The 23,903-nt window shown below is 50.5% G+C and carries 25 protein-coding genes (1 of these 25 running past the window's edge); all 25 read right to left on the bottom strand.

The genetic code is table 11. From position 1 onward, the window contains the following. Positions 1-1,262 carry the 5' portion of a S41 family peptidase gene (locus ACLIN2_RS11375; protein WP_411504081.1) on the bottom strand. Its footprint begins 238 nt before the window's first position, so only the first 1,262 of its 1,500 coding nucleotides appear in the window; its start codon is at positions 1,260-1,262; the stop codon falls past the left edge of the window. After that, positions 1,259-3,259, bottom strand: a complete 2,001-nt coding sequence (locus ACLIN2_RS11370) for an S-layer homology domain-containing protein (protein WP_411504080.1) — start codon at positions 3,257-3,259, stop codon at positions 1,259-1,261. Before ACLIN2_RS11370 ends, ACLIN2_RS11375 begins: the two co-directional genes overlap by 4 nt. A gap of 62 nt (positions 3,260-3,321) precedes the next feature. Next, the gene (locus tag ACLIN2_RS11365) at positions 3,322-4,437 is read right to left on the bottom strand and encodes a Nif3-like dinuclear metal center hexameric protein (protein ID WP_411504079.1); all 1,116 of its coding nucleotides are present in this window, start codon (positions 4,435-4,437) and stop codon (positions 3,322-3,324) included. Continuing rightward, complete coding sequence (locus tag ACLIN2_RS11360; RefSeq protein ID WP_411504078.1) at positions 4,413-5,147, bottom strand: tRNA (adenine(22)-N(1))-methyltransferase; 735 nt, start codon at positions 5,145-5,147, stop codon at positions 4,413-4,415. Before ACLIN2_RS11360 ends, ACLIN2_RS11365 begins: the two co-directional genes overlap by 25 nt. Positions 5,148-5,286: 139 nt before the next feature. After that, positions 5,287-6,426 carry an acyl-CoA dehydrogenase gene (locus ACLIN2_RS11355; RefSeq protein WP_327934151.1) on the bottom strand — a complete coding sequence of 380 codons (1,140 nt, stop codon included), beginning with the start codon at positions 6,424-6,426 and terminating at the stop codon, positions 5,287-5,289. Positions 6,427-6,581: 155 nt separating this feature from the next. Continuing rightward, positions 6,582-6,746, bottom strand: a complete 165-nt coding sequence (locus ACLIN2_RS11350; RefSeq protein ID WP_170184386.1) for a hypothetical protein — start codon at positions 6,744-6,746, stop codon at positions 6,582-6,584. 80 nt (positions 6,747-6,826) lie between these two features. Continuing rightward, the gene (locus tag ACLIN2_RS11345; protein ID WP_092268972.1) at positions 6,827-7,705 is read right to left on the bottom strand and encodes a hypothetical protein; all 879 of its coding nucleotides are present in this window, start codon (positions 7,703-7,705) and stop codon (positions 6,827-6,829) included. A 94-nt stretch (positions 7,706-7,799) separates the two neighbouring features. Next, positions 7,800-8,930, bottom strand: coding sequence for an RNA polymerase sigma factor RpoD (gene rpoD, locus ACLIN2_RS11340; RefSeq protein WP_092268974.1), 1,131 nt, complete (start codon positions 8,928-8,930; stop codon positions 7,800-7,802). Positions 8,931-8,964: 34 nt separating this feature from the next. Continuing rightward, a complete protein-coding gene (dnaG, locus tag ACLIN2_RS11335) occupies positions 8,965-10,830 on the bottom strand; it encodes a DNA primase (RefSeq protein WP_411504077.1) in 1,866 nt (621 codons plus the stop codon). A 202-nt stretch (positions 10,831-11,032) separates the two neighbouring features. Further along, complete coding sequence (locus tag ACLIN2_RS11330) at positions 11,033-11,869, bottom strand: pyruvate, water dikinase regulatory protein (protein ID WP_092268978.1); 837 nt, start codon at positions 11,867-11,869, stop codon at positions 11,033-11,035. Between the two features lie 11 nt (positions 11,870-11,880). Continuing rightward, positions 11,881-12,525 (bottom strand): helix-turn-helix transcriptional regulator, encoded by a 645-nt coding sequence (locus ACLIN2_RS11325; protein WP_092268980.1) that lies wholly within the window; start codon positions 12,523-12,525, stop codon positions 11,881-11,883. A 151-nt stretch (positions 12,526-12,676) separates the two neighbouring features. Further along, positions 12,677-14,746 carry a glycine--tRNA ligase subunit beta gene (glyS, locus tag ACLIN2_RS11320; RefSeq protein ID WP_411504076.1) on the bottom strand — a complete coding sequence of 690 codons (2,070 nt, stop codon included), beginning with the start codon at positions 14,744-14,746 and terminating at the stop codon, positions 12,677-12,679. Further along, entirely contained in the window at positions 14,739-15,659 is a 921-nt protein-coding gene (gene glyQ, locus ACLIN2_RS11315) for a glycine--tRNA ligase subunit alpha (protein WP_092268984.1), read from the bottom strand. The genes glyS and glyQ overlap by 8 nt, the downstream gene beginning before the upstream one ends. 284 nt (positions 15,660-15,943) lie before the next feature. Then, positions 15,944-16,717 (bottom strand): DNA repair protein RecO, encoded by a 774-nt coding sequence (gene recO, locus ACLIN2_RS11310; protein ID WP_411504075.1) that lies wholly within the window; start codon positions 16,715-16,717, stop codon positions 15,944-15,946. Continuing rightward, entirely contained in the window at positions 16,708-16,863 is a 156-nt protein-coding gene (locus ACLIN2_RS11305) for a YqzL family protein (RefSeq protein WP_092268988.1), read from the bottom strand. Before ACLIN2_RS11305 ends, recO begins: the two co-directional genes overlap by 10 nt. A gap of 103 nt (positions 16,864-16,966) precedes the next feature. Then, positions 16,967-17,884 (bottom strand): GTPase Era, encoded by a 918-nt coding sequence (gene era / locus ACLIN2_RS11300; protein WP_092268991.1) that lies wholly within the window; start codon positions 17,882-17,884, stop codon positions 16,967-16,969. Further along, positions 17,877-18,275, bottom strand: a complete 399-nt coding sequence (locus ACLIN2_RS11295; RefSeq protein ID WP_092268993.1) for a cytidine deaminase — start codon at positions 18,273-18,275, stop codon at positions 17,877-17,879. Before ACLIN2_RS11295 ends, era begins: the two co-directional genes overlap by 8 nt. Before the next feature lie 116 nt (positions 18,276-18,391). After that, a complete protein-coding gene (locus tag ACLIN2_RS11290; RefSeq protein WP_122962042.1) occupies positions 18,392-18,775 on the bottom strand; it encodes a diacylglycerol kinase family protein in 384 nt (127 codons plus the stop codon). Positions 18,776-18,784: 9 nt separating this feature from the next. Then, positions 18,785-19,264 (bottom strand): rRNA maturation RNase YbeY, encoded by a 480-nt coding sequence (gene ybeY / locus ACLIN2_RS11285; protein ID WP_092268996.1) that lies wholly within the window; start codon positions 19,262-19,264, stop codon positions 18,785-18,787. 30 nt (positions 19,265-19,294) lie between these two features. Further along, positions 19,295-20,269 (bottom strand): PhoH family protein, encoded by a 975-nt coding sequence (locus ACLIN2_RS11280; RefSeq protein ID WP_092268998.1) that lies wholly within the window; start codon positions 20,267-20,269, stop codon positions 19,295-19,297. 38 nt (positions 20,270-20,307) lie between these two features. Then, positions 20,308-21,522 carry a sporulation protein YqfD gene (yqfD, locus tag ACLIN2_RS11275; RefSeq protein WP_411504074.1) on the bottom strand — a complete coding sequence of 405 codons (1,215 nt, stop codon included), beginning with the start codon at positions 21,520-21,522 and terminating at the stop codon, positions 20,308-20,310. A 23-nt stretch (positions 21,523-21,545) separates the two neighbouring features. Then, positions 21,546-21,842, bottom strand: coding sequence for a sporulation protein YqfC (gene yqfC / locus ACLIN2_RS11270; protein WP_055743267.1), 297 nt, complete (start codon positions 21,840-21,842; stop codon positions 21,546-21,548). A gap of 164 nt (positions 21,843-22,006) precedes the next feature. After that, positions 22,007-22,204, bottom strand: a complete 198-nt coding sequence (locus ACLIN2_RS11265) for a sigma-70 family RNA polymerase sigma factor (RefSeq protein WP_400582872.1) — start codon at positions 22,202-22,204, stop codon at positions 22,007-22,009. 199 nt (positions 22,205-22,403) lie between these two features. Beyond that, positions 22,404-22,883, bottom strand: a complete 480-nt coding sequence (locus tag ACLIN2_RS11260) for a hypothetical protein (protein WP_411504073.1) — start codon at positions 22,881-22,883, stop codon at positions 22,404-22,406. A gap of 11 nt (positions 22,884-22,894) precedes the next feature. After that, positions 22,895-23,899 carry a flotillin-like protein FloA gene (floA, locus tag ACLIN2_RS11255; protein WP_400582868.1) on the bottom strand — a complete coding sequence of 335 codons (1,005 nt, stop codon included), beginning with the start codon at positions 23,897-23,899 and terminating at the stop codon, positions 22,895-22,897. Between the last annotated feature and the right edge of the window lie 4 nt (positions 23,900-23,903).

The following is a 23,903-nucleotide window of genomic DNA, read 5'->3' as shown; positions in this document are numbered from 1 at the left end:
AGCTCCCAGTTCGTCACGTTCAAGGAATGCAGCGCTTCTACAACTTGCGCCCCGTAATCCTCAACCAGCATATCCGGCTCCAAACCGACGTGGTTGACCACCGTATGCTCGGGGGTAAAGTACTCGTTCAGCGTCAGCTTCAGAGCATCTCCTTCCGAGAGTGGAATCACCTGCTGTGCGCTGCCTTTTCCATATGTTTTGGTTCCAACAAGCTTGGCGATTCCATGGTCGCGCAGGGCACCGGATAAAAGCTCCGACGCCGAGGCTGTCCCCCCGTTCACCAAGATGCGAACCGGAATACCGATGTCCCGGCCGTTACGGACCCATGTCTCCACTTCCACGCCATTGCGGTTCGTTGTGTACATCAGCAAGCCTTCCTCCATAAAGAGACTGGCGATGTCACGGGCAGTCGAAAGATACCCCCCACCGTTGTCGCGCAGGTCCAAAACAAGCCCTTTCATTGGCTGCCCGGAACGAGCAAACTCGGCAAGCTTGTCTCTCATCTGAATGGCCCCATCCGATCCGAACGTTTCCAGGCTGATATACCCGATGCCGCCTTTGGTGAACAGCTGCCCTTCTGCCTCAGGCAACGAAAGCGAAGCACGCTGGAGCTTCACCTGAAACTCGCGGTCCTCTGACGCTCGATAAATAGTCAGAACGGCTTCGGTTCCCGCTTCTCCTTTTAAATAGGCATATGCCTCTTCAAAGCTTTTGCCCACCAGCGAAATATTGCCTACCTTTTTCACCTGGTCGCCCCGCTTCAATACCTTAGAGGCTGCCGCGGGTGAACCCGGAACGATTTCGCGTAAAATCAGCTCGTTGTTTTGCATCCGCATGCGGAAACCAAAGCCGACGAATTGATTTTCCACATCGGATTGGAACAAACGCAGCTCATCCGAAGTGAAAAAGACACTGTGCGGATCATTTAAGGTAGAGAGCATCCCGTCGATCGCCCACGTATTGATGGTGGTGGAATCCCATTTTCCTTTGGCTTGCCATTCCGCCATACGCTGCTCCATCTCCCCCAGCGTATCGTCTTCCGCGGAGACAGGGAGTTTCAGCTGCTGCTTCTCATCGGCATGTTCGCTAATGGATTGCAGCGCGCCTTTTACCAAATGTTTGACTTCCGGCTTGCTCAAGTGACTTTCCATGACGTGATAAAAAACTTCTTCTGTCTCCATATAGGGTCTTTCTGCTGCATGTGCTGGTATCACAGTGGTCAAAAGCAAAACAGCTAAAGCCCATTGACTCAACCGTTTCATGGTGTCACCTCTTTCCGAACCTCATCGGGGATGGAAACCTTGACGTTAGACGACAGATTGTACTGATCCGTCCCCGAATAGGCCACATACTCCCTGTTCTCATAAATTTCTTCGTACCGCCATACATGCTTGACCAGCTCGTCACTTTCGCGGTCAATATAGTATTTATTCATATAGAGGGAAACGTTCTTAATCTTCCCTCTGCTAAACGAAAGGTTTTTTGCTTTTTCCGTAAGAGCGGCACCCGGAATCCACTCTGTGATGATGTCATATCGACCAAATGATTGCTTGTAGTAGCGGGCATGCAAATTGTTCATCCGATCTTGGATGCTTTGTGTCCCTACCCATTCATGCACGAAATCCAGCTTGTCTGTCGGATGCTGCTCCCAGCTCTGTTTCTTCGTGTCATACGAATACTGGATCTTTTTCTGACCGTCTGTATACGTCTCAAGCTTGTCCGAAACCAACTGCTGGGGAGATTGGTAAAAGCCTAGCGTATGGCTGGAATTGCGCGTAGCGTCTACATCCTGCGTGTATTTGAAGGAAAAACCACTCAAAAACGCTTCCCCTTTTACCTGATAAGACGAGACTCGATCCAGATGGTTCAACGTATAGGTCAGATCAGTTGCAATCGATGGCTGCTGCTTGAGGGAGGCAAGCTCCTGTCCCAAGAGCTTAACCAGCTGTGTCATCCGCTCATCCGAGGGCTTTGGCTTCTGTTTTGCGAGCAAAGACTCCGCCTCTTGGATCCGCCCTTCCTGAACTAGGTAATAAGCGGAATTCAAGAGCGCCTCTGCATGCCTGGAAGCAAACGTTTCATACCGAACCAGGGCTTTGTCTTTCAGCCCAGCTTTGATCTCCAAGGCTCCCAGATAAATCGCCAAGGATTCCCATTCCTCTGTATCCTGCTTAAGCTTCGGCTCATACGCTGCCAAACGCTTCAATACTTTTTCATACTCCCCAGAATCATTTGCTCCCATCTGCAAAGCGATATCATACACGTTCGCACTCAGCAGGCGCAAAGTATCTGGCAAAATGATCTTATCCTGAAAATACGCATCAATAGAACGGAATGCTTCTTCCAAATTGTCCGCCAAAGGTGTCGAGGGGTTCCAGCTTAAATAGAAATGAACGCCGATCTGATTGGAAAACGAGTTGCTCGCCAGCTTCTCCAGTTCAACGTAGGTATCATCTGTATCCTCATGATTGCGAATGGCTTCCACCGCGTTCACATACATCTGCTCATCTGACGTTTTGGAATCCGTATACGTTACAAACAAAGGGAAAAGCTCCTGAATCTCGGGAACCATCGGAAATTTCGAGCCATCGTAATCAAGCAAGGGCAGAATGGTATCCTGCAGCAGGTAGGTCATCAAGCGATCCGCTGCAGCGGCTGCCTCTCCTCTTTTCAAAAGGTCTGTGCTCTCACCCTCGAGCCATCCCCAGCTCTTCACTTCCTCCCATGCTTTTTGGCTGTCACCTGTCATGGTAAACATTTGCATGAGCTTAGCCGCTTCTTCGTGGGTGATCGCTTGATTCGGCTTCATTTGCTCCCCAGGAAACACTTGAGCAATCGCATGTGGACCATACAAACGATCCAAGATATACGAAACACGCAGCGTAGGCGTGTACATCCAAGTCAGGCGGTCGACGTCCTTGTAGGGCAAATACGGCTCTTCAAAGCCCTCGCCCCTATTCCATTCCGCGTGCTCCGACAAAAACGTCAGGGGATACAGCTGGTACTGTCCGCCGTTGTACAAGCGATCGATTAAAGCCACAAACTCTGCTCGGGTCATATCGCGATTTGGGTAAAAAAGCGGTGCGCTACTGCCTGCTGCAAAAAGCCCCGCCTGAACTCCGCGGATAATGGAGGTCTTTGCCCAATGGTTGCTAATGTCCCCGTAAGGCATAAAGCCCCCAGCCGCAGAGGCAAAGCCGGGGGTAAGCAGCGTAGCAGCGAGAAGAACACAGGAAAACGTTCGTATGAATTTTTGCACGTGAATCCCTCCTACACTTCAACTGGCAGGCCATTAGCCGACTGGCCAATACGCCTGGTCTCCTATACAAATTGGAACGGATCCGTGTGCATAGTCGATGCAATCACTTCTGTCTGATAGCCGTTTGCTTTAAGTAGTTCATTTAGGTAATCAGCCAGCTTTTGCTTCATGATCTTTTCTATATTGTGGCCAGCATCAATAATCGAAAGGCCCTCTGCCTGTGCGTCGTGAGCGGTGTGGTAGCCAATATCGCCCGTCAAGTAAGCATCCGCTCCTTTAAATATCGCTTTGGAAACAAAGGAGCTTCCGTCGCCTCCCACCACAGCCACTTTTTTCACTTGGCCGTCCAAATCTCCAACAACGCGTAAGCCTTGCAATGAGAAGCGCTCTTTTACTAGCTCTGCCAGCTGTCGCAGCGTCATCGGCTGTGGCAATACGCCAATTCGGCCGATGCCATAGCCTGTTCCAGCCTGCTCGAGTGGAATGATGTCATAGGCGACTTCTTCATAGGGGTGCGCCGCGAGCATGGCTTTTACAACCGCGGACTGTCGAGAAGCCGGCACAACCATCTCCAGCTTGACTTCTTCGACCTTTTCCAGCTTGCCTGTGGTCCCGATAAACGGATTCGTGCCTTCCCCTGGCTTAAAGGTCCCTGTTCCTTCTGTCTGGAATGAGCAGTGGCTGTAGTTTCCGACAAAGCCTGCTCCAGCTTCTGAGATCGCATGAAAAACAGCATCCCGATGCGAGGCGGGTACGAAGACCGCGAGCTTTTTCCAGCTGTCGCGGTGGATGACATCCAGTACCTCCACCTTGTTCAAGCCGATAGCTTCCGCCAGCCAATCGTTCATGCCACCGACAGTGACATCGAGATTTGTATGAGCCGTATAGACGGCAATATCATGCTTAATCAGCTTTTCGAAGACACGGCCTGCTGCCATATCTGTGCGAATGTTTTTAAGCGGGCGATAGATGACCGCATGGTGCGCAACAATCAGATCCACGCCTTCTGCAATCGCCTCATCAACGACGGATTCCAGAACGTCCAGTGCAACCATTACCTTTTTCACCTGTTTTTGCAAAGTGCCTACGTGAAGGCCAATCTTGTCTCCTTCATACGCCAACGATTTGGGAGCCAATCGCTCCACGTATTGAATCACAGTCTGTCCGTGCGCAAACATGCAATCACCTCATCGATCCATTCAACTTCTGCCGTAATTTCCTGTATCCGAGCTGCTGCTTCCGGTTTTTCCGAGCGGCTTAGCTGCACAAGTACCTTCGCCCATTTTTCTCGTTCATGGAGCCATTTTTGTACGAGAGCAGGCTGTTTTTGCTCCCAGAGGAACGGACCGATTCGCAGCAATTCTACCTTGGTTCGGTCCTTGTTTTCATAAGGCAGCCCCACATTTCCACGCTCTGCCACTAAAATTTCATATACGATCCCGTCTTCTTCCAGAATCGTTTCAGCGATCAACTCCCAGCCACGCTCCAAGAACCATCGGCGGACGATTTCCTCCCCCACATTTGGCTGTAGAATCAACCGTTTCACACCATCCAGCTTGTCCACGCCGGCTTCGAGGATGGAAGCAATAAGCTGTCCGCCCATCCCCGCGATACAGACCACATCTACTTCACCGGGAGTGAGTACGGCCAAACCGTCTCCTTTTCGTACAGATGCGCGGTCCTGTAGTTGCAGCGTATGTATTTGTTTAAGCGCTGCCTGATAAGGTCCTTCGTTTACTTCGCCTGCGATTACATGCGATGCGATTCCCGATAGAAGCAAATAAGAAGCCAACAACGCATGATCCGACCCGATGTCGGCGACGCGGGCTCCTTGGGGGCAATAGCGAGCAATCGTTTCCAGACGCTTGGAAATTGTTACATATGTCATGTGTCTCTTCACCTTCCGTTCCCTCTATTCTACCCTATTTGGGAGCGATTGCCCAATGCTAAATACCTGACAAAGAGCGCGCAAAGAACGACAAAAACCCCGCTGGCGTTTCTCAGCGAGGCTCTCTTCAAAGCATAATTTAGCAGCCAATTTCACGAGCAATGACATTGCGCAGAATCTCGGATGTCCCTTCCCCGATCTCCAGTAGTCTGGCATCACGGAAAAAGCGCTCTACCTGATATTCGCGCATGTAACCGTACCCTCCATGGATTTGAATCGCCTGATGAGTGGCGGACATGGCAACCTCGGAAGCATACAGCTTTGCCATGGCGGCTTCTTTTGTGAAGCGACGACCGTTGTCCTTCAGCCATGCAGCTTTGTACACCATGTTTCGCGCAAGCTCGATTTGCATCGCCATGTCTGCCAGCTTGTGCTGGATCGCCTGGAATTGGCTGAGTGAATTTCCAAAAGCGGTTCTTTGCTTGGCGTATTGCAGGGCCTTATCATAGGCAGCCTGCGCAATTCCTACAGCCATCGCCCCAATTCCGATCCGTCCTCCGTCTAGCGTAATCAGGAACTGCTTGAAGCCCTCTCCCTGTTTCCCCAGCACATTCTCTTCTGGAACGCGCACATTCTCCAAAACCAGCTCTGTCGTATTGGAGCTATGCAGGCCGAGTTTCTCGTAATTGGCCAACACGGTAAAGCCAGGCGAATCCGTCGGCACGATAAAGGCGGTGATACCGCGCGCCCCTTTCTCTTTATCCGTAACAGCTGTCAAAGCGAGAAAGGATGCATAGGAAGCATTGGTAATAAAGCATTTCGATCCATTGATTAGCCAACCGTGATCATCGAGCACTGCTGACGTTTTCGTGCCTCCTGCATCCGATCCCGCATTCGGCTCCGTCAAGCCAAATGCCCCAAAGCTTTCTCCTGAGCAAATTTTGGACAGATACGTACGTTTTTGTTCCTCTGTTCCAAATAAGGAAAGGGGAGCCCCTCCTAGGGATATATGCGCCGAGTACGTAATTCCCGTCGAACCACAAGCTCGGCTGAGCTCTTCCGTTACGATCGCAAAGCTCGTGGTATCTGCCCCTGCACCGCCATAATCTTCTGAAAAAGGCAGTCCCATCAAGTTCAATTCTGCCATCTGCTTAAATACCTCAACAGGAAACTGCTTCGTCTTGTCGCGCTCATCTGCACCAGGCGCGACTACCTCATCCGCAAACTCCCGAATCATTTTTTTCAACATAAGCTGTTCCTGGGTCAAATCATAGTTCATTTTTGAAGCCCCCTTGAAAGCGCTTTAGTATAGTGGTAAAAAGGATTGCGGCATTTTGACTGAGCGTTTGTTCAGAATTCTCTTACCATTATACACCATAGCTCCCCTCCTGTGGAGTTACATTTATAATCTCCTTGGCCAGAAAAAAGCACGCCTTATTTTTGGCGTGCTCCCACTACAATAGCCCCGATAAAAGAAAGAGCTCCCAATATGTACCCAATACTATAGGTCTTGTAGCCCATAAGCTGAGCAGCCGTTTCCCCTCCGAGAAAAATGACGGCGAGCAAAATTCCGATCAAAACTTTCCACTTGTTGTCCACTCTATCACCTCAACCCCTTATCCCCACCCATTGTAGCAAACAGCAAACCACCGTGTCAGGGAAATCCAAAGTCATCCTCTCTACAGACGCAGCCAGGAAAACCAATAGCCACGCGTAAAGAAAAACAAGGCAGAAGCCAGAAAAACCTTTAGAAATAGCAGCAGCTGGATCACGTCACGTTTCGCTTCCGGTATGTAGAGAGCCTGCACCTCGGCTCCGAAAAAGGCAGCCAATCCGCAGAAGGCAAAGACTCCGGCCCATTTGGGATTGCCGCTGTTCATGAGAAAGCCCAGTCCTGTCCACACACAAGCCAACGGTACCCAGTACAGCTCCGAACGCCACCATGAATACTCTTGACTGATTCGGCCCATTGTAGCAAATCCATATAAAAGGGCCAAGCCCAGCATGCCGCCATAAAGCAGGTAGGTAAACCCAAACAGAAACGCACTCGCGCACAGCAGAACACATATCAGACCCAAGTAAAACAGAATCATCGGGGTTGAGCCACCCATTTGGATAATGCTGTATATCCCACCCGCGATCAAGACGATGAAGGAGAGAATTAAAAAAAGATGGGTGAGAGGCGGTGCCGTGCGGCGAAATACTAGTCCCATAATATAGAAAACAAGTGCGAAACAGGCAAAGATGGTAATTTGCATTGGGGTTTGAAAACGGTTAAAATGAAAAGCAAGTAAGATCAAACCCGCAATAACAAAGGCACCTAGGAGCCATGCCATTACCATTTTACCGGTTATAGGAGACGAGTAGGAAGCAGGTGTCTTATAAATGACCTCCGATTTCTTCCTTTCGCTTTTGGCTACAGCTGGTGAAGAAGCCTGAGGCCGGTCTCCTTCCGTATACAGATTTAATAGGAAAATGCAGTAATGTTCAGGCAGCAAATGATTTCTCCGCCAGTTTTCAATCTCTGCAATAATGATACGTTTGCGCTGGTCGTCCAACGCGGCCCCTCCTTACTATCGACGGCAAAGGTCTGATTGGTGGAAAAAGAAAAGCCTACGTAGGCTGTACGTAGGCCACATATTACTATATCGGTTATTCCAAGAAATCTTTTAAGCGCTTGCTTCTGCTTGGATGACGAAGTTTGCGCAGGGCCTTTGCCTCGATTTGACGAATCCGCTCACGCGTCACGCCAAATACTTTCCCCACTTCCTCCAGTGTACGAGTGCGTCCATCGTCGAGACCAAATCGCAGGCGCAATACGTTTTCTTCTCTATCCGTCAACGTGTCCAGCACGTCTTCCAACTGTTCCTTTAACAGCTCGTAAGCCGCGGCATCAGATGGCTCTAGTGCATCCTGATCCTCGATAAAATCACCCAGATGGGAATCGTCCTCTTCCCCGATCGGCGTCTCCAGCGATACCGGCTCTTGGGCAATTTTCATGATTTCCCTCACCTTTTCCGGTGTGAGATCCATTTTTTCCGCGATTTCTTCTGGCATTGGCTCGCGGCCCAGCTCTTGCAGCAGCTGACGAGATACACGTATCAGCTTGTTAATGGTTTCCACCATATGCACAGGAATCCGAATCGTACGCGCCTGGTCAGCAATCGCACGGGTAATAGCCTGACGGATCCACCATGTCGCATACGTACTGAACTTGTAGCCTTTGCGGTAATCAAATTTTTCCACCGCTTTGATCAAACCCATGTTTCCTTCTTGAATCAAATCGAGGAACAGCATGCCGCGACCTACATAACGCTTCGCAATGGAAACCACCAGACGAAGGTTGGCTTCAGCCAATCGGCGCTTCGCTTCCTCATCCCCTTGTTCGATACGCTGAGCCAGTTTAATCTCCTCTTCAGCGGAAAGCAGAGGCACACGACCGATTTCTTTCAGGTACATTCTTACAGGGTCATTGATCTTGATTCCAGGTGGAACAGAGAGATCGTCAAAATCGAATTCTTCGTTGTCCTCGTCCTTCATGATCATTCGATCGACTTCTTCATCGTCGTCTTCGTTCTCATTATTGTTTATTTCAATGCCTTGATCACCCAGGTATTCAAAAAACTCATCGATTTGATCAGAATCCTGCTCAAAACCAGAGAGGCGATCTGTAATTTCCTTGTAAGACAACGCACCACGCTTTTTACCTAATTCGACCAATTGTTCCTTCACTTGTTCGATGGACATAGCTTCCATGTCAGAAGTGATGTTTTGTTTGTTCATCTACTATCCCTCCTTCCCCGGGAATGATCTGATGCTACCCTTCTTTTAAAGCATTTTCCAATTCAAGAATCTTCATCCCTATGATGGCTGCTTGAATTTCCAGTTGTTTGCGCGCATCCTCGCTGTCCGCTGCGGCCGCTTGGAGGTGTAAGCTCCGCTGCTCTTCGCGCAATCGTTCCAACTCGGCACGCTTCGGGTAGTTATTCACTTGTTTGATGTAGTCGCCGATCTCTAAATCAGATACGTCTTCCTTATACTCCATCATGGCCAATCCCGAGGCTAATTGCTTTAACGATTCGTCTTGCACGTAATGTATAAACTTTCCAGGGTCTTCCGTGTTTCCCTCTGCATAGTAAGCATACAGGTAGGCTGAAAGCGCATCATGTTCGTCCACTTGAAAGTGTGCGTTGCATTCCTGCTGAACGCGAAAGGCAAGTTCTGCATTTCGCATCATGTAAAACAGCAGCTTGCGCTCAGCCGTGTGATAAGCGGGTGGCAGTGTTTTCGCGAGCGTAACTTTGCCATTATTTATACTATTATTCCATGCTGGCGACACTTTATCCCTTTGGCGCTCACTTTTTTGCTGTTTATACGCGCGTTTTGACTCCCATTTTAAATCGCCGAGAGTCAGGGAGTATTCTTCTGCCAATTGCCGCTGATACAAGTCCCTTTCTACCGGGCTGTCCAGTTCGTTGATGATTTCTACCGCCTTTGCAATCAGGCGCGTTTTATCTGTCTCATCATTTATTACGTACTGGCTCCGCAAATGTTTCAGTCGGAACGCTGTCACTGGCATTGCCTGCAACAAAACTTGCTGAGAAAACGCTTCGGCCCCATGCTGGCGAATGTAATCATCCGGGTCTACCCCCTGTGGGAGCGGAGCCACCCTTACGATCAAACCCGCCTGCTGCAAAACATGAATCGCCTTGCTTGTTGCTTCCTGACCTGCTGCATCTCCGTCATAGCAGAGTACTACCGATTCCACATTCCGCCGTAGGATTCGGGCCTGCTGCTCGGTCAGAGCTGTTCCTAACGTGGCGACACCTTGCATAAAGCCCGCCTGCCACGCTGACACCACATCCACATATCCTTCAAACAGCAATGCCTGCTTTCGCTTACGCATAGTCGAGCGAGCCCGATGAAGATTGAAGAGGGTGGCGCTTTTGTTAAACAGGAGGCTTTCCGGACTATTCAAATACTTGGGTTGCGACGACCTGGGCCCCGTGTTGTCCAATAGTCTTCCACCAAATCCGATGACATGTCCCTGTGAATCATGAATGGGAAACATGACCCGCCCACGGAAACGGTCGAATACTTTTCCGGCCTCACTTTTCGCCAACAAGCCTGCTTCTACCATCAAATCCTGTGAGAAGCTACGTTTCTTTAAAAACTGTGTCACGAAATCCCACGAATCCGGGGCATACCCAATTTGATACTCGGTTAACGTCTGCCTGGACATCCCTCGTTTGGTGAGGTATTTCATCGCTTCCACACCATAGGGAGTCTCCGTCAGTACGTAGTGGTAAAGCTTTGAAACAAGCTCATGAGCTTCTAGCATCGCTTGCTTCGCCCGTTTTTCTGGAGATGCCTCTTCTTGTGGTGGCTTGGGCACATCGATTCCGGCACGCTCTGCCAGTTTGTGAAGTGCCTCCGGGAACGTCAGCTGCTCCAATTTCATCAGAAAGGAGAAGACATCCCCACCTGCTCCACAGCCAAAGCAATGAAAAAACTGTCGCTCCGCATTCACGTTAAAGGAAGGACTCTTCTCAGAGTGAAATGGACATAGACCGAGAAAGGCACGACCGCTTTTTCTCAGCTGTACATACTCTCCTACAACGTCTACGATGTCGACAGCGGCACGCACTTGGTTAACAAACTCATCAGAAGTGTGACCAGCCATCACTATCCACCTTTTCAGGAGAATCGAACGACGAGATTATTTAGTTCGTCAAAATTCGTCATTTTCCTTCTTGTGATCGCACTTCTTTTCTTCTTTTCTACTTTTCCACATTTCCGCATGCAATAAACGCTCGTCACAAGGCAAGATCGTGATTCCTGCCCTACTCGTTTTCTACAAAAACCGCCATTTTCCTTCTTTTGGCCTATTTCTTTTCGTTCCGGAGGTTGTTTTTGCGAATCATCTCCAAAATGATGTTGGCCGTTTCTTCCACTGCCTTTTTCGAAACATCAATGACTGGGCAGCCCAAGCGTTCAATAATTTTATTCGAATAGGCCAGTTCTTCCGCGATCCGATCCAGATTTGCGTAATTCGCCTGTGACGTCAAACCCAGCGCTTTCAGCCGCTCGGTACGGATGCCGTTCAGCTGCTCTGGATTGATCGTCAGCCCAATACAGCGCTCAGGAGGCAATTGGAACAGCTCCTCTGGCGGCTCCACTTCGGGAACCAGCGGCACATTTGCCACTTTCAGCCGCTTGTTGGCCAAGTACATGGAAAGCGGTGTCTTCGATGTGCGGGAGACCCCGATCAAAACAACGTCAGCACGAAGCAATCCGCGCGGGTCACGTCCGTCATCGTATTTCACGGCAAATTCAATCGCGTCGACTTTGCGGAAATACTCTTCGTCCAAACGCCGAACCAGTCCAGGCTTGCCTGTTGGCGGCTCTTTCAGCATGCTTTGCAGCGTATGCATGAGTGGCCCCATGACATCAATGGCTGGGATTCCGTGCAGAGCCGCTTGCTTCGTAATGTAGGCATTCAGCTCGGGAATGACTAGCGTAAAAACGATCATTGCTTTGGACTCTTTTGCGGAAGCAATGATCTCGTCGATGGATTCTTTATCTTCTATGTAGGGATACTTCTGTACATCAATCAAAAAACGGTCAAACTGACTAGCACCAGCGCGAACAACAAGCTCGGCGGTTTCACCGATCGAGTCTGAAACTACGTAGATGAGCTGTCCTTGTTGATTTCCTTGCATTGCTTCTCCTCCTACACTTTCGGTTCGCTGCCCAATTCTACAAACGCTTTGGCGATCGTTGTCTTCGTGACTCTGCCTGTAAGCTCCATGAATTTGGGATCATCCTCGCTGGGACGAACCACTGGCAGGGAATCAATCTGGAAGTCGATCAGCTTTTTGGCTGCTGCATACAGTGTTTCCTCAGGAGCACAGGTGATGATATTGGGCATTCGTGACATGATGATGCTGACCGGTACATCCTCCAGCGTCTTGTTGCCAAGAGAGGCACGCAGCAAGTCTTTTCTGGAGATGACACCTGCCAGGTAGCCCTTCTGATTCACGACAAACAACGTCCCTACGTCCTCGAGAAAAAGCGTTACAATCGCATCGTATGCAGAGGCTGATTCGGACACAACGATGGGAACCGCCTTGTAATCATTGACGAGAAGCTTGTGAAGCCGTTCACTTATGACCGAGCTGGCTGGTCTCCCCGCATAAAAATACCCGACCCGAGGCCTGGCTTCTAAATAACCTGACATGGTGAGGATGGAAAGATCGGGCCGCAGCGTCGCACGGGTCAGATTCAATCGATCTGCGATATGCTCGCCTGTAATCGGACCTTCATCCTTCACTATCTGTAAGATTTGCTCTTGTCGTTTGGTGAGCTCGATGACCAATCACCCCGGTTTACGTCTGTTTACCTCTTCCTAGTATTACTCTATTCGACCGGATATTCCTTCTTTCGCATGGAAAAAAGGTACCTCCGCCAGTATATGGACGAAGGCACCCGGTGATTCTCACTCTATTTCTAGTAAGAAATATCTTTTTTTAGGCAAATACAAGCTTGGAAAAATCAGCATAAGCGAAAATGAGTCGAGAGAGACGCAGCAGCAAGCCCAGTCTGTTTGCCCGCACCGCTTGATCCTCCGCCATGACCATAACTTTATCGAAGAACGCCTTGATCGGCTCGCGCAGGGTTGCCAGCGTTGCCAGTGCCTTCTCCTGATCTTTCAGACCCGCTACTTCCTGTTGTACGGACAGGTACGCCTGATACAGGCTACGCTCCACGTCCTCCACAAACAAAGCTTCGTCTACTTGATCCGCTTCGGCTTTTTGCGCCAGATTGTTTACACGGTTGAACTGCTCCACGATGAGCTTGAACTCCTCGTCACTTACAGCTGTCATCAGCGCTTTTGCTTTTGCCAAAATTTCTGGCACGTAGGACAGGTCCGCAGACAGGACAGCATCGACTACATCGTAGCGCACGCCGTTTTCTTGCAGAACGTTTTTCAAACGAAGGCCAAAGAAGTCGACCAGATCCTTCTTCACTTCTTCAACCGTGCGCTTGTTCACACCTTGAGCTGCATACGTCTCGAGAGTTGCATCCCATAGCTGATCCAATGAAAGCTGCCAGCCTCGCTCCAGCAAAATGGTAACGATACCTGCTGCCATTCGGCGCAATCCGTATGGGTCTTGAGAACCAGTCGGCACGATGCCGATGGAGAAGATCCCGATGATCGTGTCCAGCTTATCCGCCAGGCTCACAATCGCTCCTTGCGCGGATTTCGGCGTCAGGTCACCTGCGAAGCGCGGCAGGTAGTGCTCAAATACACCGCCAGCAACGATCTCGTTTTCCCCTGCTTTGCGGGCGTAGTCTTCACCCATAATACCTTGCAGCTCAGGGAACTCGCCAACCATGTTGGTCACCAGGTCGAATTTGGCTATTTCTGCGATTCGATCGACTTGCTTTGCCTCTTCCTGACTCACACCCAGCTTTTCTGCGATTTGAGCAGCCGTTTTGCGAACACGGCGTACTTTGTCTCCGATCGTTCCCAGCTCTTCGTGGAAAACGATGGTTTCCAGACGTTTTAGGCAGTTTTCAATCGGGAGCTTTTGGTCTTCTACATAGAAGAAGCGAGCATCAGAGAGACGTGCACGAAGCACCTTTTCATTTCCTTTTGCTACGTTTTCCAGCGCACGGCTATCACCGTTGCGTACCGTTACGAAGTGGTTCAACAGTTGGCCTTGTGCGTTTTCCACAGGGAAGTAGCGCTGGTGCTCACGCATGGAGGTTACCAGAACCTCGCGCGGGATCGTCAGGAACTCTTCTTCAAATGTTCCGTACAGGGCAGTAGGATACTCAACCAGATGCACGACCTCGTCCAGCAGCCCTTCGTCCATCGGGATTTTCCAGCCATTTTCCTGTTCCATCCGGCGAATCTGCTCCACGATCGTGGCACGGCGCTCTTCCGGATTGACCATTACATGCTGTTCAGCGAGCTTGCTTGCATATTCAGCAGGCGAGTTGATTTCCACATCTGTGCCCAGGAAACGGTGACCACGGGAGATTCGGCCGCTTTTTACACCAGCAATCTCCAATTCAATGACCTCTTCCCCAAACAATGCTACCATCCAGCGAATCGGACGAACGTATTTCAGATCGTTTGCGCCCCAGCGCATGTTTTTCGGAAAGTTCATCCCGGCAATGACGTCTGCGAGCTGCGGCAGAAGCGTCTTGGTTTCTTTTCCTGCTTCTGATTTGCGCGCATGCACGTATTCCACGCCATTCACGTCTTTGAAGTACAATTGATCTGGTTCTACTCCGTTGCTGCGGGCAAAGCCCAGTGCCGCTTTCGACCAGTTCCCGGCTTCATCCTGGGCGATCTTGCGTGCAGGACCTTTCGCTTCGTCATTGCGATCTGGCTGCTTTTCTGCAAGGCCATTGATCAATACAGCAAAACGACGCGGCGATTCCATCGAGATGATTTGATCAAAGGGGATGCGCTCTGCTGCCAACCATTTTTCCACTTTTTCTTTCAACTGCGCTGCTGCCAAAGCGACGAAGCGAGCAGGCATTTCTTCGAGACCGACTTCCAAAAGCAAATCGCGCTTACTCATTCGAATTCTCTCCCTTCTCCACAACCGCACCATTGTTTCCTTTTTGCAAAAGCGGGAAGCCCAGTCTTTCACGCTCGGCGTAGTAGGTCTGTGCCACTTCACGAGATAGGTTGCGTACACGAGCGATGTAGCCTGCACGCTCGGTCACGGAGATAACGCCTCGCGCATCCAGAAGGTTAAAGGTATGGGAGCATTTCAGCACGTAATCGTAAGCTGGATAAACCAGGCGTTCTTTCATGAGACGCTTGGCTTCAGCTTCATAGGTGTTGTACAGATTGAACAGCATGTCCACGTCAGACAGCTCAAAGGTATATTTGGAATGCTCGTATTCCGGCTGAAGGAACACGTCACCATAGGTGTAGCCGTTCACCCATTCCAGGTCGAACACGTTTTCTTTTTCTTGAATGTAGGAAGCAAGGCGCTCCAGTCCGTAAGTCAACTCGACGGCTACCGGTTTGCACTCCAGACCGCCCACCTGCTGGAAGTACGTAAACTGGGTGATCTCCATCCCATCGAGCCATACTTCCCAGCCGAGGCCCCATGCGCCAAGGCCAGGATGCTCCCAGTTGTCTTCTACGAAGCGAATGTCGTGCTCCAATGGCTCAATGCCCAGCTGGCGCAAGCTGTCCAGGTACAGCTCCTGGATGTTGTCAGGCGACGGCTTCATGATCACTTGGAATTGATGATGCTGGTACAGACGGTTTGGGTTTTCTCCGTAACGTCCGTCTGCCGGGCGACGGGAAGGCTCTACGTAAGCTACGTTCCACGGCTCAGGACCGATGGAGCGCAGGAATGTCATAGGATTGAGCGTACCTGCCCCTTTTTCTACGTCATACGGCTGTACGATCAGGCAATTTTGTTTTGCCCAAAAGTTTTGCAGCGTCAAAATGATGTCTTGAAACGTCATCTTCATGCTCTTTCCTCCTCAAATAATAAAAACCCCTCGCCGCCTACACCGTCTACTTGCGACAGTGTAGGGACGAGAGGATTCTCGCGGTTCCACCCTACTTGGCGAAAAAAGCTTCCGCCCACCTTGGATTATGCATTGCTCCAGAACGCCCTTCATCAGCTTGGTGACCGGGCTTACACTATCCCCGGTTCGCTAACACATCCAGCGGCCGACTACTCTTTTCCTTCATGGCAACATTCGGTATCAAGTTTGGTAATTATCATAACGAAAAGACAAACGGATGTCAATTACTCGCTGTCTTTCATCGGCAGCCGTTCCATCCGCTCCAGTTGTTCCAGAAACGAACGACTTTTCAGGCGAAGATCGAGATGCTCATCCATAAAGCTGCGCAGTACATGCTTGAGCTGATTGCGCGTCGCGGGCTTCACTTCGATATCCCCCAGTCGCTCCAAATCAAAAACCTGAAACAGCCGCAGCAGCTTCCAGGTCGAGGGTGTCACTGCTATCGCATATGGATCTGCAGGCAGGCAAACAGGGCACAAAAGGCCTCCTTGCGAGACACTGATCGCATAAGGCTCCCTCTGCGCACCACAGTTTGCACACGCGGAAAGTTGTGGCGAGATCCCTGCCACGATCAGCATCTTCGTTTCAAAGATGCGACAGAGGATCTCCGCATCCCGCCCTTCGTCCAAATATCGAAATGTATGGAGAAGCAGCTGAAACAGATACGGATTGGGCTCTCGCTCATGTGTCAGTCGATCCAACAGCTCTGCTATGTAGGCGGCATAAGCCGTCGCACCCAGGCTTTGCCGCAGGTCCCGGAACGATTCCATGATGTCTCCCTGCGAGAGATCAGGCATACCTGTACCGGGTCCAGCCTTGCATAGATAGTATCCATGTGAAAACAATTGGGAGACGGCTGCCAGTCGGCTCTTGGTCTTTTTGGCTCCGCGCGCCATCAGACCCAGCTTGCCGTTCTCCCGGGTAAACAACGTCACCACTTTGCTGGACTCGCCATAGTCCACACTTCGGATGACAATTCCTTCCCACTTTACAAGCATGCCTGCGAGTCACCCAATTCTTCCTGGGCGAGATCAAAGGAGGCCTCCTCGACAGCACCATCCGTTTGATGGTGATCCCGGTAGAGAAGGTACGCATGGATGTCACCGGTTGAAGCGAAAACTCTCCAAGAAAAGTCACGAAGCATGGAGCATCATCCTTTCCTATATCGGGTCTATCCACTTCCTTCTTAGAATCACCTTAGCCCGTTTTTCTATGCCTTGGAAAAATTAACACGTATGAAGCTCGTCCTATTCTTCGTTGTAAAAACCGAAATTGCGCAGCATCCGCTCCTGGTTTCGCCAGTCCTTCTTCACCTTGATCCACAGCTCCAAGAAGACCTGGTCCCCCATTAGCCGCTCAATGTCCTTGCGCGCACGGCGCCCGATCTCTTTGAGCATTTGACCTTTTTCGCCGATGAGGATACCTCGCTGGGAATCACGTTCTACGTAGATAGCTGCGTAGATGTACAAAGTCTTGCCGTTTTCCCCACGCTTCATTTCCTCAATCACGACAGCGATCGAGTGCGGTACCTCTTCCCTCGTCAAGTGCAGTACCTTTTCACGAATCAGCTCGGCTGCTACAAAGCGCTCGGGATGATCCGTCACCTGATCAGCTGGGTAGAACATCGGACCTTCTTCCATCTCGCCCATGATAGCTTGCATCAAAGAATTGGTATTGTTGCCTTCGAGAGCGGAAATCGGCACGATCTGCTTGAAATCATAAAGCTTGCGATAGTCGTCGATGATCGGCAGAAGCGCTTCCGGATGTACCTTGTCGATCTTGTTGATGACGAGGAAGACTGGTGTTTTTACCTGTTTCAGACGCTCGATGATATACTCATCTCCCGCCCCGCGTTTCTCCGTCGCATCCACAACAAACAAAACGAGATCAACTTCGTTCAGCGTATTTTCCGCTACGGTCACCATGTAGTTGCCCAATTTCGACTGCGGCTTGTGAATCCCTGGTGTATCGAGGAAGATGATCTGCCCATCCTCTGTCGTATGGACAGCCGTAATTTTGTTGCGTGTTGTCTGCGGCTTATTGGACATGATAGCGATTTTATGACCTACCACATGGTTCAACAGTGTCGATTTTCCAACATTCGGCCGTCCCACGATAGAGACGAAGCCGGATTTAAAGCTTTTCTTGGTCTTGCGGTTATCCACGTAAATCCTCCTTGGTGAACGCCCCTGGAAGCAGGGCAGATACAGTCGTTTCCCAAACATCTCCGTTCAGGTTTGTTAAATAAACAGGCATTTCAGGCGGGCACAGCTCCGCCATCACTTGACGGCAAGCACCGCACGGAGACACTGCTTTTGGAGTATCTGCCGCTACTGCGAGTGCTTTGTACTGTTTATCCCCCTCGGAATATGCCTTAAACAAAGCCGTGCGCTCTGCACAGTTGCACAGAGAATACGCCGCATTCTCAATATTGCCGCCCAGATAGACTTTGCCTTCCTCTGTCAGGAGTGCAGCCCCCACTTGAAATTGGGAATACGGCACATAGGCGCGCTTTCGAGCTTCTATGGCTTGCTTCATCAATGCTTGTTTATCCATTCTCATCATTCCTCATATCGGTATTCTCTAACACCTAGGAGACACCAAGAGACCAGACTTCTTTCTCTTGGTAGAGGAAAGCATCTGGTCCATAGTAGTCTGATCATGCCATATTTTCAAGAAAGAAACCACTCTAACATTTTTTCATACAGTGGAGGTCCGAAAATAAAGCACCCAATCACCACTGACGCGATGGCTGCCACGAGAACGGCACCCGCTCCGACATCCTTGGCAATCTTGGCTTTGGCGTGCCAATCCGGGGAGGCCAGATCCACCGCTGCTTCGATCGCTGTGTTGACCAGCTCCAAGGATGTGACCAGCCCGATAGAAAAAAAGACCAGCAAAACATCGCTGCGTGGAATTTGCAGCCACCAAGCCGCCGCCAGCACGAGGAGAGCGGCAGCTACGTGGATTTGCATGTTTCGCTGTGTCTTCACGGTATAAACAATCCCTTGCCAGGCGCAGGAAAAACTACGCATCAAGCGACTCCACTCTTTCACTGCCATCGCCTACCTCGTCAAGCCAATTTGCTCCAATACCGCATCTTGACGGGAAAACATTTCTTTCTCTTCTTCTTCGCTGCCGTGGTCGTACCCTAACAGGTGCAGAAAGCCATGCACAGCGAGAAAGCCCAATTCTCTTTCCAAAGAATGCCCGTAGTCTTCTGCCTGCTCCTTTGCTTTTGGGAGCGAGATAATGATGTCTCCGAGCATGTTCGGGAAGTCTTCGAGATCACTCTCATCCAGAAAGATTTCCATCTCGCCTTCACCCGGCTCATTCATGGCAAAGGACAAAACATCTGTTGGCCGATCAACATCCCGATAGTCGCGATTCAGCTCGTGAATCCGCTCGTTGCTTACAATCGTCACAACGACTTCTCCACTCACGTCCTCGTGCACAGCAGCCGCCTCGAGGCTTTTTACAATCAAGCTTTGCAAATGTTCATCGATCGGTTCGATATCTTCATGAAGAATTTCTACAGATAGCACAGATGCCTAATCTCCTTTATCCAAAACAATTTATCCATAATTGTGCTCGACTTCTTCTTTCGCATACGCTTGGATAATCTTCTGTACCAGGCTATGCCGCACGACATCCCCTTCTTGAAAATGGATGAAGGCCACATCCGCGATCGGGCTCAGAATGCGCTGGGCTTCCCTCAGGCCAGACTTTTTGCCTTTTGGCAAGTCAACCTGGGTAACGTCACCCGTGATTACCATTTTCGAGCCAAAGCCGAGACGAGTTAAAAACATTTTCATTTGCTCGGGAGTGGTGTTTTGCGCTTCGTCCAAAATGACAAAAGAGTCTTCCAACGTACGGCCACGCATATACGCCAGTGGAGCGACCTCGATCAGCCCTCTCTCCATCATCTTGGCCACCTGCTCATTGCCTAGCATGTCATACAAGGCATCGTAGAGAGGCCGCAAGTACGGATCGACCTTTTCCTGCAAATCCCCAGGTAAAAATCCGAGACTTTCTCCTGCTTCCACAGCCGGTCTGGTCAAAACAATCCGTTTTACCCGAGCATTCTTCAATGCATTAACCGCTGTGACAACAGCTAGGTACGTCTTCCCTGTTCCAGCTGGTCCGATTCCAAAAACGATGTCTTTCTTTTTGATCGCCGACAAATAGTGACGCTGCCCTAGCGTTTTGGCACGAATGAGCTTCCCGCGTTGGGTTCGGGCTACTTCTTCGTCATAGACGTCCAGCAGTTGGGCTGCATCTCCCTGGTTCGTGAGCATCATCGCATACGAGATGTCACGCTCGGACAAGGCAATCCCTCTGCGGATCAGCTGCAGCAGTATGCCGACCAATTCAGCCAGCTTATCCACCTCAGGCTTGTCGCCAGAAATCACGAGCTCGCCTTCGCGCGTCATGATTTTGGCAGAGCTTTTCTCTTCGATCAATGTTAAGTACGCGTCGTGTGGTCCGAACAACAGCAAGGCCTCAGATGCGTCTGCAAATGGGATTCTTACCTCATCTTGTAGGTGCAACAGGCTTCCATCTCCTTGCAATGATTATCAGCAATCCATCACGGCTTGCCAGCATCGGCAGGCGGCTGCGGTGCTCCCACAATCGGCTGTTCAACGGCAATATCCTCAATGACGGAAAAATGAATGCTCAAGTAAACTTTACCATTCTCTGTAGTGACGTGCAAAACTTTTTCGTCTGAAATCTCCGCATCCTTACCCGCTTTCCTCAAGATGTCCTCTCTGGCAAAGCGTTTCGCGATCTCGGTCGCTTCCTCCACACTAAGCTTGCGCTGGATAGGTTCTGTCTCCGCAGTATGAACGGACTTCCACCCAATCGGAAAGGTGTACCCTGCGTAGGAAGGAATAAAGCGCGATTCCGTACTCTCCGCATGGACAAAAGTCCCTTTGTTGAATGGCCATACCTGGACAGCGTAAGGCCCAACAAGCAAGTATTGCTGCTCCTGATTTTCACCGGTTAAGCGGTACATGTTCTGCGTCAAGGGAACAGACGTTTCACTGACATACCATACTTCTCCACGTACAGTCCCTCGCGCGGAGACGACCTGCTGACGCGTTTCATTTCCGATTATCCCTGAAATGAGGACCTGTCCTTTTTCAACCAGCTGGTTGATCGTCACTTGACTCTTCCCAACCTCTGGCAATATCTTGGTTATAACGGCACGTTTTTTTGCGACCAAATGGCGTGGACTTGTCGGAAGTGGCTTGACAGGGGCATCCTTTTCAACCACCTGCAACTGCACCTTGGTTCCTTGGAAATCGATTCCGACCCACGTCACTTCCGGAAGCAGGCTCATCAGCTCTTTTTGCAAAACCAGTGGTTCCTTTAGTTTGACCTTCCATGCCCCTTCTTTAATCCCAACTTGTTCGGCAGCGAGCAGAACCTTTTGCGGATCCATGTGACGTGTGCCCGTGACCTCTACCGACCAAACAAACGAAGAGAGCATGTACAATCCGAGAAAAAAAAGAGAAGCGCCTATAGCCAGTCCTGCCCGCCTGCGAAGACGAATGAACCAGAACGGCAGTCCCCCTCGCCCCTCTACATGGCTGCGACAGCCTGTCTCCCTGAGCAACGGCCGCAGCCGGAAATAATCCCGAATCAGAATATCGCAGCGAGTCAAATCCTCACCGACCCGGCGGATGTTCCAGATGCGAATCCCATCTCGGATCGCCATATTCAACAAGCGCTCAAACCGCTTCCCTCGCACTGTGATGGTGACGTGTCCGTCTATCCACTCTTTCAGCCCGTTTCGCATGTGACTTCCCGCCCTTTCAAGTGTTACGAGCCCTGCGGCCCGGTTTCCAGAAATTTTACGCCCCCGATCCTGCCTTCCAGGAGCACTTCCTCGGGCAAGATGGCTCGTATCACGAGCTGCTCGCCAGATACGATCATCTGTCCATTCGTCAACAACAAGCGGAGCTCTTTTTCACTGAAGTGGAGAACTCCACGGTGATTCTCTATGTACATTTGCAAATGGCCGATCATGGTGATGCGCGGGACTTCCAGGACAACATCCTGCGGCAGCTCCAAAACCCCTCCCGCCAGTTGGCGCAGACGGCGGCTCCAACGCTTCATGGATAAGCCCCCTCTCTTACTAGCGCTACTGCGCCGAATATACTTTCCAATGGCCGTGCAAAACCGTTCTTACCTATGCGTATGCGGCTGACGAAGGTGGCATTCATGAAAAGAAAAAAGACCCTAACCGTCACGATTTCTCGTGCAACAAGGGCCTTTGTCAGCTATTGATCATCTTTAAGAGGTAGGGTTGCCATTTCGTTTCGAGAGAGTGCTTTCCATTTTTTCATGACACGTTTCACTTTTTCCGCTGTGCAGCCGCAAGCTATCGCTGTCTCATAGACCGATTTCTTTTCTACATACACGCATCGGATGACCTTTTGACGAAAACTCCCCATTTTTTCAAAAGCTTGTTGATTCATCGCTTGTCCACTACCCCTCATCCCGATTGGAAGATATTTCTATATAATCAGAATAGTCAACCGCAGGATGTGACACAAGACAAGATATTCGTGTTCTTTCGACACTTTTCTGTATCAGCTTGCTATTTTCTTCGCGCCTTTCGCCTACCAAAAAAGAGACAGGCAGACCCGCAGGCCCACCCGTCTCTCTACTCATTTCTTATACGTGCCTATTTCTTGCAGCAGGTGTCCCATGCGGAGCTTTCGCACGAGGCTCGCCAAAAATGATTGCCCACTTCATCCCTTGACGAGGATCCATGTGAGGTGCCGTAGGTTCTGCTTCGCTCTGCACCTCAGCTTGCACAGGCTTTTTGCGCTCTGCTGCGGCCTTTCTTTCATCGTCGCTCTCAGCAAAAGCCCACTCCTGCTCGACACCTACGCCTTCCATCGACTCGGAAGCGATAGGTTCGTATTTGGAAGAGGCACGAACGATTTGGCGCTCTCCCGGTGGTGCGGTGTTCGGATATCCACCGCTTTCCACAGGGGTCAATTGACGGCGAGGCTTTCCTTGTGCCATCTTCTTGGCACCTTTTCCAAAAAACTTGTAGCCGATCAGCGCCACGATGAGAAGCCAAAACTTGCCGATCAGTGGAATAACCCAGCCCAGGAGATCAAAAAGCAGATCAAGGAGTGCGTCCATGGCGGTCGCCCTTATTCCTGTCCGTTAGGCGGTGTATTCTTTTGCTTGTCGCCCGGCTGTCCAAAGGATTGGCGCATTTGCGTATCAGCAGCAATGTTTTGCATGTTGTAGTAATCCATGACTCCCATTTTGCCGCTGGTCAATGCTTCTGCGAGTGCAAGAGGTACTTGCGCCTCCGCTTCCACAACCTTCGCCTTCATTTCCTGTACGCGGGCTTTCATTTCCTGCTCCTGGGCTACGGCCATCGCGCGGCGTTCTTCCGCTTTTGCCTGTGCAATCCGCTTGTCAGCTTCGGCTTGGTCTGTCTGCAGCTGTGCACCGATGTTTTTACCGACATCGACGTCCGCAATATCAATGGACAGAATTTCAAAAGCTGTTCCTGCATCCAATCCTTTGTTCAATACTGTTTTGGAAATCAGATCCGGGTTTTCCAGAACTTCTTTATGGCTGTTGGAGGAACCAATGGTAGAGACGATCCCTTCGCCTACACGGGCGATGATTGTTTCTTCGCCGGCACCACCGACCAGTCGGTCAATGTTCGCACGTACGGTCACTTTTGCTTTTGTCCGCAGCTCAATCCCGTCTTTCGCCATCGCAGCAACAACCGGTGTTTCGATGACTTTCGGGTTAACGCTCATTTGCACAGCTTCCAGTACATCGCGTCCTGCCAGGTCAATGGCAGCCGCACGCTCAAAGCCCAAAGGAATATCTGCGCGCTGTGCCGCAACGAGAGCATCCACGACACGGTCTACGTTACCTCCCGCGAGAAAGTGACTCTCCAGCTGGTTCGTATCCAGCTCGAGACCAGCCTTGCGGGCCTTAATGAGCGGATTTACGATACGGGATGGAATAACGCGACGCAGTCTCATCGCAACAAGTGTAATGATTCCGATCCGCACGCCCGAAGCCAATGCTGAAATCCACAGCATGACGGGAACGAACGAGAAAAATATAGATAGGACAACAATGGCGACTGCCACCATGAAAATAAGTGGTATCAATCCGCTTTCTAGCATAATC

Source organism: Brevibacillus centrosporus, assembly GCF_046622605.1.
GTDB lineage: Bacteria > Bacillota > Bacilli > Brevibacillales > Brevibacillaceae > Brevibacillus > Brevibacillus centrosporus.
Note: the sequence above shows the minus strand (reverse complement) of the source record. Positions and strands in the feature narration are given on the sequence as shown.

Excerpts from the sequence above, each read along its gene's own strand:
- ACLIN2_RS11365 (WP_411504079.1), bottom strand. The coding sequence starts at position 4,437 with ATGTTTGCGCACGGACAGACTGTGATTCAATACGTGGAGCGATTGGCT.
- yqfC (WP_055743267.1), bottom strand. The coding sequence starts at position 21,842 with ATGAAGCGTTGGAGCCGCCGTCTGCGCCAACTGGCGGGAGGGGTTTTG.
- dnaG (WP_411504077.1), bottom strand. The coding sequence starts at position 10,830 with ATGGCTGGTCACACTTCTGATGAGTTTGTTAACCAAGTGCGTGCCGCT.
- recO (WP_411504075.1), bottom strand. The coding sequence starts at position 16,717 with ATGCTTGTAAAGTGGGAAGGAATTGTCATCCGAAGTGTGGACTATGGC.
- ACLIN2_RS11305 (WP_092268988.1), bottom strand. The coding sequence starts at position 16,863 with ATGCTTCGTGACTTTTCTTGGAGAGTTTTCGCTTCAACCGGTGACATC.
- ACLIN2_RS11260 (WP_411504073.1), bottom strand. The coding sequence starts at position 22,883 with ATGGACGCACTCCTTGATCTGCTTTTTGATCTCCTGGGCTGGGTTATT.
- ACLIN2_RS11330 (WP_092268978.1), bottom strand. The coding sequence starts at position 11,869 with ATGCAAGGAAATCAACAAGGACAGCTCATCTACGTAGTTTCAGACTCG.
- glyS (WP_411504076.1), bottom strand. The coding sequence starts at position 14,746 with ATGAGTAAGCGCGATTTGCTTTTGGAAGTCGGTCTCGAAGAAATGCCT.
- rpoD (WP_092268974.1), bottom strand. The coding sequence starts at position 8,930 with ATGAACAAACAAAACATCACTTCTGACATGGAAGCTATGTCCATCGAA.
- glyQ (WP_092268984.1), bottom strand. The coding sequence starts at position 15,659 with ATGAAGATGACGTTTCAAGACATCATTTTGACGCTGCAAAACTTTTGG.
- ACLIN2_RS11360 (WP_411504078.1), bottom strand. The coding sequence starts at position 5,147 with ATGACATATGTAACAATTTCCAAGCGTCTGGAAACGATTGCTCGCTAT.
- yqfD (WP_411504074.1), bottom strand. The coding sequence starts at position 21,522 with ATGCGAAACGGGCTGAAAGAGTGGATAGACGGACACGTCACCATCACA.
- ACLIN2_RS11295 (WP_092268993.1), bottom strand. The coding sequence starts at position 18,275 with ATGGATAAACAAGCATTGATGAAGCAAGCCATAGAAGCTCGAAAGCGC.
- ACLIN2_RS11265 (WP_400582872.1), bottom strand. The coding sequence starts at position 22,204 with ATGAATCAACAAGCTTTTGAAAAAATGGGGAGTTTTCGTCAAAAGGTC.
- ACLIN2_RS11355 (WP_327934151.1), bottom strand. The coding sequence starts at position 6,426 with ATGAACTATGATTTGACCCAGGAACAGCTTATGTTGAAAAAAATGATT.
- floA (WP_400582868.1), bottom strand. The coding sequence starts at position 23,899 with ATGCTAGAAAGCGGATTGATACCACTTATTTTCATGGTGGCAGTCGCC.